6 protein-coding genes are annotated in these 14,447 nt (G+C 63.2%); 2 read left to right on the top strand and 4 right to left on the bottom strand.

The annotated features are described in order from the left end of the window. Nucleotides 1–332 (top strand): carbohydrate porin (locus BXA07_RS28965; protein WP_139335831.1); only part of this gene is annotated, 332 nt, incomplete at its 5' end. A 71-nt stretch (nt 333–403) separates the two neighbouring features. Here BXA07_RS28965 and BXA07_RS28960 read toward each other — a convergent pair. Together BXA07_RS28960 and BXA07_RS28955 are read right to left on the bottom strand one after the other, a co-directional pair. Further along, on the bottom strand, nt 404–2,794 hold the full coding sequence (locus tag BXA07_RS28960; protein ID WP_076573150.1) for a chitinase C-terminal domain-containing protein: 2,391 nt from the start codon (nt 2,792–2,794) through the stop codon (nt 404–406). Between the two features lie 104 nt (nt 2,795–2,898). Then, nucleotides 2,899–4,299, bottom strand: coding sequence for a glycoside hydrolase family 19 protein (locus BXA07_RS28955; RefSeq protein ID WP_076573149.1), 1,401 nt, complete (start codon nt 4,297–4,299; stop codon nt 2,899–2,901). Here BXA07_RS28955 and BXA07_RS30655 point away from each other — a divergent pair. Further along, nucleotides 4,298–4,648: a hypothetical protein gene (locus BXA07_RS30655; RefSeq protein ID WP_139335850.1), complete on the top strand. Its 351-nt coding sequence runs from the start codon at nt 4,298–4,300 to the stop codon at nt 4,646–4,648. The genes BXA07_RS28955 and BXA07_RS30655 overlap by 2 nt on opposite strands. Here the strand turns inward: BXA07_RS30655 and BXA07_RS28950 are convergent. Both BXA07_RS28950 and BXA07_RS31005 read right to left on the bottom strand, forming a co-directional pair. Continuing rightward, nucleotides 4,621–5,463 (bottom strand): sulfotransferase family protein, encoded by an 843-nt coding sequence (locus BXA07_RS28950; RefSeq protein ID WP_076573148.1) that lies wholly within the window; start codon nt 5,461–5,463, stop codon nt 4,621–4,623. The genes BXA07_RS30655 and BXA07_RS28950 overlap by 28 nt on opposite strands. Nucleotides 5,464–5,729: 266 nt before the next feature. Next, complete coding sequence (locus BXA07_RS31005; RefSeq protein ID WP_212592394.1) at nt 5,730–14,432, bottom strand: YDG domain-containing protein; 8,703 nt, start codon at nt 14,430–14,432, stop codon at nt 5,730–5,732. Nucleotides 14,433–14,447 lie beyond the last annotated feature (15 nt).

Genomic DNA, 14,447 nt, shown 5'->3' with positions numbered 1-14,447 from the left:
ACGCCAACGGTTCCTCGACCTGGACCTCGGTCGGCGTGCGTCCCGTGTACGCGTTCACCAACAACTTCAAGCTGGTGGGCGAACTGGGCACGGACAGGGTGACGCAAGCGGGCGGCCTGCCGGCCAAGCGCCTGACCAAGCTGACCATCGCCCCGACGATCTCGGCCGGCCCTGGCCTGTGGTCGCGTCCCGAGCTGCGCGCTTTCGTGACCTACGGCAAATGGAACGATGCGGCCACCGCCTCGGTCAATGCGGCCAACAACGGCGGCCCGATCTACAACAACAATACCAGCGGCACGTCGTATGGTTTCCAAGTAGAAACCTGGTTCTAATACCTGGCTGCGGTAGAAACTGAAAAGGGCGGAACCTCGGTTCCGCCCTTTTACTTTATGGCATCACCAACTTACGGCAAGGCCACCGGCAATTCCGGATACTCCTGCGTCAAGGCGTACCTGGTGCCGCCCACGGTGACCGTATAGTTGGCCGGTCCCGAGATCGGCAGGCGGTAGTTCAGGGTCAGCGCCACGGAGCCGCCCGGCGCCAGCGATTGCCAGGCGGGAATCGCAAAGCGGGCCCGGTTGTAGTTCTTCGTGAAGCCGCCGATATTGTTCGGCCCCGTGTAGCCGGCATTGATCACCGTCAAGCCGAAGCCGGACTGGTCGCTCATGTCCGACGGCGCCGAGACGGGATAGTCGAACTCCACCACGGTGCCGCCCGGCAGGGTCGATGTGGTGTTGTTCTTCACCGTCATCACCGGGTTGATGGGGAAGTTGTTGTCGCCCAGCTTCCAGCCGCCCAGGGTGATGCTGACGTTGGCCGCCGTGCCCGGCATGGCGATTTCGGCGCGCTTGTTGCCATACGCGCCAGCCGTGCGGAAGGCCTGGTACAGCACGTCCGTCAGGGTGGTGCCCATGAAGTACTCGCCCTTGCCGCCATTGCGCGTGGCATCCCAGGCATAGTCGCCCGCCATTTCCCAGATCATCACGCCGCCGATATTGTTGTTGACGATGTACTGGGCCTTGGCCGCGATCGACTGCGTGGTTTCCGTGGAAATGAACACTTTCTTGGTCGCATTCCACAGCCACGGCGCCACCATGGTGCTGCTGTAGTACGGCACATAGGTACCCACCAGCGCCTTGTCCGTGACCTTATACGCGTCCAGGTAGCTCGGTACGATACCGTTTTGCAAGTTCAACGCATGCCAGATGGGGTTGCCGCCGCCCGGCGTGGGCTTGCCTTGGGTATCGAGGTCGTACCACACGTTATCGATGCCCGTGGCGCCCATGCCGCAGGTTTTTACGCCAGCGCACGTGACGGTGGAATTGGTCAGCGCCGTCGTGCCCCACAGGCCGTTGGTGCCGCCCGTCACATCCTTCCAGCCCCGCGTGTAGAACGGCACGCCGATATTGATGCGGCCTGCCTGCATGGCGCCCCGGTAGTAGCGGTACGCCCAGTCCGTGTTCAGATAACCGATGTTCTGGTACTGATAGGCGTTACCGGCGCGCAATTCGCCATCGTTGCCATCGTCAAACAGCGCCGCGTTCGGTCCCACGTACTGGTTCCACGCGCCGTGCAAGTCATACGTCATCAGGCTCGCGTAATCGAGATATTTCAATCCCGACATGTTTTCCTCGCCGCGCAAGACCCAGCCCGAGGCGGAGCCGGCGATGGTGAGCAGATAGTATTTATTATCCTGCACGGCCGCTTCGTCGAGCTTCTGGCGCAGCACTTTCAGCAGCACGTTGTAGCTCGTCATCAAGCCCGCCAGGCGCGGTTTCGAGGCGGCGAAGTCGTTCGGATTGCCCGCTTCATTGTTGGTGGTCGGATGTTCGTAATCGACATCGACGCCATCGAAGAAGTTATATTGGCGCACGAAGGCCACCATGGAATCGGCCAGGGTGTTGATGCCGGCCGTGTTGATGCTGCCGTCCGCGTTCGTCGTGGCCGTGTAGAAGCCGCCGCTGCCGGCCCAGCCGCCCACGGAAATCATCAGTTTCACGCCCGGATACTTCTTCTTGTACTGCGCCAGCAAGTTGAAGTGGCCCTTGTACGGCAAGGACGGGTCCATGGCGGCCGCCGGCACGTTGGGCCAGGTCAGGCCCGTGTCCGGATTGGCCGCGCCGCTGCCGATGGCGATTTTCGACGTGGCCGGATCGACGGAGGCGAACGCATAGTTCAGGTGGGTGATCTTATCCCAAGGCAGGTTATTCACCAGGTAAGTCGGGCTGCCATCGACGCCCGTGCGCCAGCTGGCGAAATAGCCGACGATGCGCCGGTTCAAGCCATTGCCGAGCACTTCGCGCCCATTCGCGTCATAGACCTTGCAATACGGCACATTCGGCACGGCCGAGATCAGGCCGTCCGGGCGGCAGGCCGTGGGCGTCGGGGTCGGCGTCGGCGTTGGGGTCGGTGTCGGCGTCGGGGTCGGGGTTGGGGTTGGGGTTGGGGTTGGGGTTGGGGTTGGGGTTGGGGTTGGGGTTGGCGTTGGCGTTGGCGTTGGCGTCGGCGTCGGCGTCGGCGTCGGGGTTGGCGTCGGTGTATCGATCACGGCCCATGGTCCCCACTGGTCGGCCGCGCTGGGGACATTACCCTGCGTCCACCACTTGGCCTTGTAGGTGACGCCCTGGTAGAGCACGCACTGGCCGCCCGTGTAGACGGTGGCGGCATCCCAGGCGGCGCACGCTTCCACGGCGGCGAGCAAGGTGTTCGGCGTGGCGGTCGTGCCTTCCTGGCCCCCGCCGCAAGCGACGAGCACGCCGCTGAGCAGGGCCATCAATAATGCATTCGATTTCATGTGGTGTCTGTCTCCGTTATGGTTATACATCGAGAGCGTGTTGCAGGCCCCTCAAGGGGCTCTTGTCAACTGTTATCCCTGGCTGGCTTATGCTGCACTTGCTGCTACTGCAACTTCACATTCCAGTTGGCTTCCACGCATTTCACGTAGTTCCCGGCCAGCAAGGCGCTGTACGGGGTCTGGTAGCTGACCAGCTGGCATTGGTTCTCGCCACCGGCGTTCCAGTTCTTTTCCCAATAGATGTTGTAGGCAGCGGAACTGGCCGGGGTGAAGCGTTGCATGTTGGCGCAGGACAATTGCTCACCGGAATAATCCCAGCCCATGTCGGCGGCAAACTGCTTGTAGTAATCGATGCGGTTTTGCGCGGCCTGCTTTTCCGTGCCCTGCCCGCATTCGGCGTTGATGATCATGATGGTGGTGGCAAAGTTATTGCCCGCCCCGGCTGTCGTATCGGCTGCGTTCGGCACCCAGGTGCCATCGAGCACGTGCAGCATCGATGGTTTCGGCGGTTGCGGATAGACAAAGAAGAACGTGGCCGACGCCAGGTTCAGCCAGGTCGAGGCAACGAGGTCCGGATTTTTCAGCAGCACGGACTGGTCGCCGTCATGCATGGCTTGCGAAAACGGCCCATAGTTGTAGTTATAGGACAGCTGCTTGGCGCCGCGGCCAAAGTATTTTTTGAAGCTGCCGTCGGCGTTGGTGCCGCACGTCCATACCTTGTTGAAGACGGGGTCGGCGCATTCGATGTTGTAGCCGCAGCCGGCACCCGTTTCGTCGCAGCCCAGCTCGCGCAAATACTTCAGGCCCTGGCGCCATTGCGGCAGCGGGCTGCTGGCATTGTGGTCGCCCGTCTCCTGCCCGAAATGGGCGAACATGGTGGCCAGGCTGTGGCGGCAGATGGCGTCCGCATTACGCCCGTCGCTGTAGTCGTCGCACACGGCGGGGAACTTGGCCACCGCTTGCAGGAAGCGCTGGTAGGTGTAGCTGGCGTCGCGCGCGGCAAAATAATAATCCCATTTCGCCGCCGGCAGCAGGCGCTCGACGCGCTTGACGTTGAGCGGATTGCTGGCCAGGCCAGGCTGCACGGCTTCGACGGCCGGATTGCCCAGAGTGCGGATCGAGGCCTTGACCTTGCGGAAGAAATCGTTGTTCGTCAGCGCCGCCTCGTTCGCCTCGGCCTGCGCCCGGGTGGGTACGCCTGGCGTGGGGGTGGGAGTCGGGGTGGGAGTCGGGGTTGGTGTGGGAGTTGGCGTCGGGGTCGGCGTACTGGTATCGAGGCTCCAAGGTCCCCATTGGTCGTTGTTCGGCGCCGTGCCCTGTACCCACCATTTGGCCCGGTACACCTTGCCGTCGTAGACGGCGCACTGGCCCGCCGTGTAGATGGCAGCGGCGCTCCAGGCAGCGCAACTGTCGCTGGCGGCCGTGGCGGCCAGCAGGGTCGAGGGGGGTTCGGTGGTGGTATTGCCGCCGCAAGCGAGCAGCGCGGTGCCCAGCAGGCCGGCCATGAAAGGCGTAGCCAGCCGGCGTGATTGCCGTGTCTTCACATTGTCTCCTGAACGTTATACGAAAACTATCGAAGTAGCTTTTTATGTTGTACGTAAAGAAAGCGCAGCGAAGCATCGGCTTTCTGCACCAAGAATGCGACGCCCTAAATTGGTAGTCAAGTGGTTTTATAAAACGGTGTTTTTTACAATACCAGTGACTGCAGGCGGCGCCAGCACGGCATTGATGGCGAAGAATGAAGGGAGAGGAAAATGCGCGGCAGGCTGCGGCAATACCGCGCCAGCATCGGCGCGGCAAGTGGTATTAGCACTGCCGCACGTGTTTCAGGCCGATGGCGCTGTCGCGCCATGATGTTGCGGATAATATAGCTCATAAAACCAGCCATAGGCGCTCTCGATCTGCGCCTGGATGCGCGGCGGAATCGCATGCTGCTTCGGCGCGCTGACCGTCGTCTGCTGGCGGTGCGTGTACTTCATGCGGTAATGGCTGTCGCTTTCCTGGATCCCCACGGCAAGATCGTGCGGGTCGATCTGGAACGGTGCCAGGCCCAGCCATGCGTACAGGTGCGACATGCATTCCACCGGCCGCGCCATCAAGTCTTCAAAACGCACGAAATACAGCTTCTGCTGCACCTCGACGGGCAAATCCAGCACGGCGTGCAGGGAACTCAAGGGAGCGCCGATGGTGCGGTCCTTGGCAAACAGCATGTCGGCCCGTCCCATGCGGTCGAAATCGGCCAGGTGATCGATGAAGTCGACAAGAATGGTGCGCTGATGCTGCGCTTCGATGGAGCCATACACTTGCCCCAGCTCGCGCACGCAGACGATGATTTTCGCTTCCGGCGCCAGTTGCAGCAGCATTTCCACGCAATGCAGCCAGGCGCGGTTCTTGTCGACCACGCCCTGCTTGCCGCAATCCTGGTACCAGCCGCGCAGGAAACCCTGCATGGCCGTTTTCAGGTGGCCATAACTGGCGTCGAAGGTGCTGTCGAGCTGCGACAGAAAAAACGCATCGTCGCTGACCATGCGCCGCATGCCCAGCAAGGCGTTGCACAGGGGGGAACTATTGCCTTCGCAATGCAGGTCAGGATGCTGCGCCAGCAACTGGCACAGCAAGGTGGAACCCGCGCGCGGCAAGCCGGCTACGCCAATGAAATTGGATGTCATGCGATGGTACTTTCTGTTCAGCGCCGCGTTTCTGACGAAAATCAAGAATGGTAGAGCAATTATAAGAGCGCGATGACAACGCGGTGGTAAAAAAAGCTCTGTCTCCGTTAAATAGGGGATTTCCAGGAATCTTGCGCTGCCCCGGCAATCTGACTGTACACGGCAGACACACCGGACCCACACCTGACGGTAACATAGCCAAAAAAAATGCCGCTTCAACACGTGAAGCGGCATCTCCGGCGCCCCGCAGGGAGGCGCGGCGTGCTTTACTGGCTGTCCTGGCGCGTGTTGCCGCCAGCTTCGGCTGGCAGGCGCAGGCCGGTATCGACCACGCTCAGGCGCAAGCCGGGCAACACGTTGCTAACGACATTGCCGGCCAGCTGCACCACCGGTGCGCTGCCCGAGGCGCCCTTCTCTCCCTCGCGTGGCGCATCCTGCGTGGCGCCAGGCTTGCCTGGTGCCGTCTCGCCACTGACGATCATGTCCGCCTGCACCATATTGCCCTGCGATGGGGCCACGGCGACGGCGGCGATCACGTTCGCCACGGCGCTTTGCAGCGCTTCCGTCGGATTGACTTTCAGCACGCCGTCCACATAGTTCAGGGTGTAGTTGTTCGACGCCTGGCCCGATGCCGACACAAGGTAATTGCCGGCCACGGAGCCCGTCGTTGCCGACGTGCTGAACGCCAGCTTGCCGCTCACTTCAGCAGCGACCGTATCGCCACCGAGCAAGCCGCCATAACTGGCGCTGAAGTCGGGATTGATGCGCCCCTGGTCTTTTTCAGCATTATCGACTTTCACGGTCAGCGCCGCCTGCGAGATCGTGGCCGTGGTGCTGGCCGTCGTATTGACCACGTAATTGCCCGCGTCCGCACCGCCGAGGCGTATGCCGGCCACCGTCACCGTCTTGCCCACGCCCGCATTCTTGTCGCTGAAACTGGCGCCACTGCTGGCAATACTCAGCTGGTCATTGCCGATACGGTTGTCGCGCAAGGTAACGGCGGCATTCGTGGTGGCGTCATACACCTTGTTGACGCCGCTGGCGCTGACCGTCAGTGCGGCTGGCGTGATATCGGCCGTGGTGCTGGCCTGGCTGCTGGCCAGCACATAGTTCGCCGCGTCGGCGCCACCCAGGCCCAGGCCACTGATGGTCACGCTCTTGCCCCTTGCCGCATTCTTGTCGCTGAACGCGCCAAGCACCGGTCCGCCGGCCAGGCTCAGGGTGTCGCCGGCCACCATGCCATTGAAGGTGGCGCCAGCCAGGTTCAGGCTGGCCGCCGTGCCACCGTCATACACCTTGTTGGCGGCCACGATACCGGAAATGGCGCTGATGGACGCTGGCGTGATGCTGGCCGTCAAGCCAGTCGGATTGCTGACCGTGTAGTTGCTGGCCAAACCAGTGCCGTCCAACAAGGTCGTGCCGCTGACCGTCACGGCTTTGGCGTTCGCCACGTTCTTGTCGCTGAAGACGGCTGTCTGCCCGGCGATGGCCAGGCTTTCATCGCCCACCAGGCCGCTCAGGCTGCCACCGATCAATTGCGCCACCGCATTGCCGTCGTAGACCTTGTTACCCGCCACCTGGCCCGTCACCGTCAGGGCCTTGGGCGTGATGCTGGCCATCAAGCCGGTCGGATTGCTGACCGTGTAGTTGCTGGCCAAACCAGTGCCGTCCAGCAAGGTCGTGCCGCTGACCGTCACGGTTTTGGCGTTCGCTACGTTCCTGTCGCTGAAGACGGCTGTCTGCCCGGCGATGGCCAGGCTTTCATCGCCCACCAGGCCGACCAGGCTGCCACCGATCAATTGCGCCACCGCATTGCCGTCGTAGACCTTGTTGTCCGCCACCTGGCCCGCCACCGTCAGGGCCTTGGGCGTGATGCTGGCCGTCACGCCGGTCGGATTGCTGACCGTGTAGTTGCTGGCCAAGCCAGTCCCGTCCAGCAAGGTCGTGCCGCTGACCGTCACGGTCTTGGCGTTGCCCGCGTTCTTGTCGCTGAACACCGCCGCCTGGCCGGCGAAGGCCAAGGTTTCGCCGTCGACCAGGCCGGCCAGGCTGCCACCGAACAGTTGCGCCACGGCATTGCCATCGTAGACCTTGTTACCCGCTACCTGGCCCGTCACCGTCAGGGCTTTGGGCGTGATGCTGGCCGTCAAGCCAGTTGGATTGCTGACCGTGTAGTTGCTGGCCAAACCAGTGCCGTCCAGCAAGGTCGTGCCGCTGACCGTCACGGTTTTGGCATTCGCCACGTTCTTGTCGCTGAAGACGGCTGTCTGCCCGGCGATGGCCAGGCTTTCATCGCCCACCAGGCCGGCCAGGCTGCCACCGATCAATTGCGCCACCGCATTGCCGTCGTAGACCTTGTTACCAGCTACCTGGCCCGTCACCGTCAGGGCCTTGGGCGTGATGCTGGCCGTCAAGCCGGTCGGATTGCTGACCGCGTAGTTGCTGGCCGAACCAGTCCCGTCCAGCAAGGTCGTGCCGCTGACCGTCACGGTTTTGGCGTTGCCCGCGTTCTTGTCGCTGAACGCCGCCGTCTGGCCGGCGAAGGAGAGGGTTTCGTCGCCCACCAGGCCAGCCAGGGTGCCGCCGCTCAGCTGCGCCACCGCATTGCCGTCGTAGACCTTGTTGACCGCCACCTGGCCCGCCACCGTCAGGGTCTTGGGCGTGATGCTGGCCGTCAAGCCGGTCGGATTGCTGACCGTGTAGTTGCTGGCCGAACCAGTGCCGTCCAGCAAGGTCGTGCCGCTGACCGTCACGGTCTTGGCGTTGCCCGCGTTCTTGTCGCTGAACACCGCCGTCTGGCCGGCGAAGGCCAGGGTTTCGCCGTCCACCAGGCCGCTCAGGCTGCCACCGAACAGTTGCGCCACCGCATTGCCATCGTAGACCTTGTTGCCCGCCACCTGGCCCGTGACCGTCAGGGCTTTCGGCGTGATATCGGCCGTGCCGCTGGAGTTCGTGCTACTCAGGAGGTAGTTGCCGGCGTCCGCACCCGCCAGTGTAATGCCGCTGACCGTCACACCCTTGGCGGTGCCCGCATTCTTGTCGCTGAACAAGCCAGAGCCTGCAACACTCAGGCTGTCGTTGCCAATAATGCCATCAAAGCTTGCCGTCCCCTTCAAAGTGGCCGTTCTCAAGCCGTCATAGGTCTTGTTGTCCACGCCCACGTTCGACACACTGCTAATCGTTGCCTTGGCGATATCGGCCACGCCGCTGGACGTCGTGCTGGCCAGAACGTAGTTGCCCGCGTCCGCGCCACCCAGGGTGATGTTGCTCACGTTCACTGTTTTACCGGTGCCCGCGTTCTTGTCGCTGAATTCGCCATTTCCCGCCACCGTCAGGCTGTCGTCGCCGAAGATGCCGCTAAAGGTCGCTGCGCCGTTCACGGTAGCCGTTTTCTGGCCATCATAGGTCTTGTTATTGACGCCCACGTTCGACACGCTGCTGATGCTGGCCTTGGCGATATCGGCCACGCCGCTGGACGTCGTGCTGGCCAGCGTATAGTTGCCAGCATCCGCCCCGCCCAGTGTCAGACCGCTGACATTGACGGTCTTGCCCGTGCCCGCATTCTTGTCGCTGAAGACGCCGCTGCCGGCCACAGTCAGGCTGTCGGCGCCGAAGATGCCGCTGAAGGTCGCCGTGCCGTTGAGCGTGGCCGTGACGGTGGCATCGTAGGTCTTGTTGTTGACGCCCACGTTCGACACGCTGCTGATGCTGGCCTTGGCGATATCGGCCACGCCGCTGGACGTCGTGCTGGCCAGAACGTAGTTGCCCGCATCCGCCCCGCCCAGTGTCAGACCGCTGACATTGACGGTCTTGCCCGTGCCCGCATTCTTGTCGCTGAAGACGCCGCTGCCGGCCACAGTCAGGCTGTCGTCGCCGAAGATGCCGCTGAAGGTCGCCGTGCCGTTGAGCGTGGCCGTGACGGTGGCATCGTAGGTCTTGTTGTTGATGCCCACGTTCGACACGCTGCTGATGCTGGCCTTGGCGATATCGGCCACGCCGCTGGACGTCGTGCTGGCCAGCGTATAGTTGCCCGCATCCGCCCCGCCCAGCGTCAGACCGCTGACATTGACGGTCTTGCCCGTGCCCGCATTCTTGTCGCTGAAGACGCCGCCGCCGGCCACGGTCAGGCTGTCGCCGTTCACCATGCCATTGAAGGTCGCCGCGCCGTTGAGCGTGGCCGTGACGGTGGCATCGTAGGTCTTGTTGTTGACGCCCACGTTCGACACGCTGCCGATGCTGGCCTTGGCGATGTCGGCCACGCCGCTGGACGTCGTGCTGGCCAGAACGTAGTTGCCCGCATCCGCGCCACCCAGGGTGATGTTGCTGACGTTCACTGTTTTACCGGTGCCCGCGTTCTTGTCGCTAAATTCGCCATTTCCCGCCACGGTCAGGCTGTCGGCGCCGAAGATGCCGCTGAAGGTCGCCGTGCCGTTCAAGGTGGCCGTTTTCTGGCCATCATAGGTCTTGTTGTTAACGCCCACGCTAGACACGCTGCTAATGGTTGCCTTGGAAATATTCGCTGTCACCCCGCTGGCGTTGCTGAAGGCGTAGTTGCTGGCCAAGCCGGTGGTGCCATCCGAGATCGTCGCACCCGTCACGGTGACGACCTTGCCGCTGCCTGCGTTCTTGTCGGTGAAAACGCCGGTCTGGTTCGTCAGATCCAGGTTCAGCGTCTCACCGCTGACCAGGCCGCTCAATGCGCCGCCCGACAGCACGGCATTCCGCGTGCCGTCATAGTCGCGGTTCGCCGCCGTCACGCCCGTCACCGTCAGGGCTTTCGGCGTGATAGTGGCTGTCACGCCGCTGGCATTGCTGAAGGTGTAGTTGCTGGCCAGGCCGGTGGCGCCATCCGAGATCGTCGCGCCCGTCACGGTGACGACCTTGCCACTGCCCGCGTTCTTGTCGGCGAAAACGCCGGTCTGGTTCGTCAGGTCCAGGTTCAGCGTCTCGCCGCTGACCAGGCCGCTCAATGCGCCGCCCGACAGCACGGCATCCCGCGTGCCGTCATAGTCGCGGCTTGCCGCCGTCACGCCCGTCACCGTCAACGCTTTCTGCGTGATACTGGCCACGCCGCTGGACGTCGTGCTGGCCAGCGTATAGTTGCCCACGTCCGCACCGCCCAGCGTCAGGCCGCTGACGCCGACGCTCTTGCCCGTGCCCGCATTCTTGTCGCTGAATTCGCCATTTCCCGCCACCGTCAGGCTGTCGGCGCCGATGATGCCGCTGAAGGTTGCCGTGCCAGTCAGCGTGGCCGTGGCCGAGCCGTCATAGGTCTTGTTGTTGACGCCCACGTTCGACACGCTGCTAATGGTAGCCTTGGAAATATTCGCTGTCACCCCGCTGGTGTTGCTGAAGGCGTAGTTGCTGGCCAGGCCGGTGGTGCCATCCGAGACGGTCGCACCCGTCACGGTGACGACTTTGCCGCTGCCCGCGTTCTTGTCGGCGAAAACGCCGGTCTGGTTCGTCAGATCCAGGTTCAGCGTCTCACCGCTGACCAGGCCGCTCAATGCGCCGCCCGACAGCACGGCATTCCGCGTGCCGTCATAGTCGCGGTTCGCCGCCGTCACGCCCGTCACCGTCAGGGCTTTCGGCGTGATAGTGGCTGTCACGCCGCTGGCATTGCTGAAGGTGTAGTTGCTGGCCAGGCCGGTGGCGCCATCCGAGATCGTCGCGCCCGTCACGGTGACCACCTTGCCGCTGCCCGCGTTCTTGTCGGCGAAAACGCCGGTCTGGTTCGTCAGGTCCAGGTTCAGCGTCTCGCCGCTGACCAGACCGCTCAATGCGCCGCCCGACAGCACGGCGTTCCGCGTGCCGTCATAGTCGCGGTTCGCCGCCGTCACGCCCGTCACCGTCAGGGCCTTGGGCGTAATCATCAGGTTGCCATCGATATAGCTGACAGCATAACCGGACTGGCCGCCCGAAGAGTACAGGCCGCTGGCCGACACGCCATAGCTGCCTACATTCACGGCGCCTGAGGGATTAGCTGCATACGCAACCGTACCGAGCAGGCTGGCGCCCGCCACCGTGTTCGAATACGTGACGCTATTGCTGCCGCCTGCGTAGGCCACGCCGTCATACACCTTGCTGCCATAGGAGACGCGCACGGCGATCTGCTTCATGAACGAGCGCAGGAAAGGCGCGCTCTGGCCGTCGTAGACCACCCACATCTGCGCCAGTTCCCAGCCGGCGCCCGTGTAATTGGACAGGTTTTTCAGCTGCGCCGTCGACATGCCCGTGCCGCCCTGACTGGTCGCCTGGCCGCTGGCCACCGTGTCCCAATAGCTGCCCGTCACGCCGCCCGTATTGGCGCCCACCAGGCCACCCACGCTGCCGGAACCGTTCACGCTGCCGTTCGCATAGCTGTTGGCGATGCTGCCGCCATTGCTGCCGACCAGGCCGCCGGTGGCGCTCGTGCCGCTCACGGCGCCGCTGGCATAGCTGTCCACGACCGTGCCCGTGTTACTGCCGGCCAGGCCGCCGCCTGCGGATGTGCTCGTCACCGCGCTGGTGGCGAAACTGCCGCTGATCGTGCCTGCATTGCTGCCGGCCAGGGCGCCCACGTTCATGCCGCCTGCCACGCTGCCGCCGGACAGGCCCACGTTCGCCACCACGCCGCCGCTGCCGATGGCGCCGAACAGGCCCACGTTGTCCACGCCCGCCTTGGCGATGTTCAAATTGGAAATGATATGACCGGTGCCGTCGAGGCTGCCCGTAAAGGCCGAACCCGCCGTGCCGACAGGAATGAAACCTGTCGTTCCCCACACGTCCTTGCCATTGGCCGCCGTCGTGGCGGCGCTGAAGCTGCTGCCCAGCGTGTAGCTGGCAGTCTTGTTCATCGCCATCAATTGCAGCTGGTGCGTGGAATTGATGGTATTCGACCACTCCGACGCCAGCATGGGGCGCGTGCCGGCGGCCGCGCCATTGATCGAGCCATCGCCGCTGACGATGACCCAGTTGTTGCCCGTCACGCCGCCCGTCGTCGTGAAATTGAAGCCCGCATAATTACTCGATACCAGCATCTGCGCCGTGCTCAGTCCCTGCACATTCGAGGTGGCGCCGTTGAAGCTTTGGCCGATGCCATTCAGACCGGAATTGATCGTGCTGTCAAAGTAGGCACGGTTGACGCTGCCGCCATTATGCTCGCCGACGATGGCGCCCACGCTGGCGCCGCCGCCCGTCACCTTACCCGTCGTATACACATTCGTGATGGTGCCGCCCACGTTATAGCCGACGATGCCGCCTGCTATCGAGGCGGTCTGCACGTCGCCCGTCGCATAGCTGTTGCTCAAGGTGCCACGCAACAGCCCTACCAGGCCGCCCACATAGGCACCGGTGGAAGTGACCTTGCCCGTCGCGTAGCTATTGGTGATGGTCGCGCTGGAGCTGTTGTTGGTTCCCACCAGGCCGCCAGCACTGCCCGTGCCGTTCATCGCGCCGGTCGCATAGCTATTGTCGATCGAGCCATTGTTAAAACTGACCAGGCCGCCGCCATAGTTGCCTCCCGCGTTGACGGTGCCCGTTGCATAGCTATCGCTGATTGCGCCCGAATTGTTGACAACCAGCCCGGCCGCAACGTAACGCGTGGAACTGGTGGTGGCGGAGCTGGAACTGTTCTTGATCAAGCCGCCTACGGCGTTGAGGCCCACGAAACCGCCTGCCGCGCCGTAGCCGCCCGGCCCGGGATCGCCCGCGGAGACCACCGTGCCGGAGACGCGGCTATTGCTGATCGTCCCCCCATTAATACCGACCAGACCGCCCAGATTGACATAGCCGGAGCCGCTCACGGCGCCGCTGCTATAAACGTTATCGATCTTGCCATTATTGACGGCAGCCAGCGCGCCTATGCCAGCATAGGTGCTGCTATAGGTGGCGACCGATCCGGCAACGCTTACGCCGCTAAAGCTCAGGTTGCGCACGGCAGCGGCGGCGCCGATATTACCGAACATCCTGACGGGCACGTCAGGGCGGTTGATCGTCAACCCCACGATTTCATGGCCCAGGCCATCGAACGTGCCCATGAATGGCGTCGCATCGCTGCCGATGGGCGCGAATCCCTTGCCGCCATCCCAGCCGGAGGTGCCGCGCGCGTCGATATTGCTGCCTAGCACATAGTTGCCGGACAAATTAGCTTGCATGCCCTGCACATCGTTGCCGGTAGTGCTGTTGAAGGCGCCCAGGCTGTTGATAACCTGGTACACGACGACGCTGCCATTACTGCCCAGCTTGGTACTAAAATTATTGCCCGATGGTAAATCCACTTCCGCCTTGACGTTGTACGTGGACAGATTGCCGGCGGCGACCCCGCTCTGGCCATATTCGAGCGCCAGGCTGGCCGTGCCCGCGCCGCGCATGGCCTTGTTGATATTGATATTGTTCTGCGCCGTCAGGGTCAGCTTGTTGGCGATCCAGTTGATGTTGTCGTTGACGTTGATGTTGCCCTGCGTGCCGCTGCCGCCGGACACGCTCTGGATTTGCACATTGCCCGATTTCAAGGAATTGCTCAGGAAAGCACCCGTCATGTCGCCGCCGGAAACGGCAATATTGAAGTCCGTCGGGTCGATCAGCCAGGTGCCGGCCAAGCCCTTCGGCGCGGCCGTCGTCACTTTCAGCGCATCATCGATTTTTACATGCGCGGCCGAGGTATCGATGAAGCCGCCCTTGCCGCCGTCAGGGGCGCTGGCGTCCAGCGTACCGCCCGCGTTCACCGTGCCGCTTTGCATGTCACCGAGCAACTTGATCGTGCCGCCGCGCGTGTCTATGGTGTGCGCCTCGATCACGCCCGTGTTGTTGACGACGGTTTTCAGCAGGTCGCCCGCCGCCTGCGCCGTCAATACCACGCTGCCGCCATCGGCGCGGATCAGGCCGCCATTGTTGACCAGGGCGCCCACAGCGCCCTGGTCCACCGCCACGTTCAGCAAGCCGTCGCCGGCCACGTCCAGCGTGATGGCGCGGCCCGCCGCCAGCGCCACCGAGCCCAGGCGCGC

It is taken from the genome of Janthinobacterium sp. TND4EL3 (assembly GCF_900156175.1).
Classification (GTDB): domain Bacteria; phylum Pseudomonadota; class Gammaproteobacteria; order Burkholderiales; family Burkholderiaceae_D; genus Janthinobacterium.
This window is presented reverse-complemented; position numbering and strand designations above follow the sequence as displayed.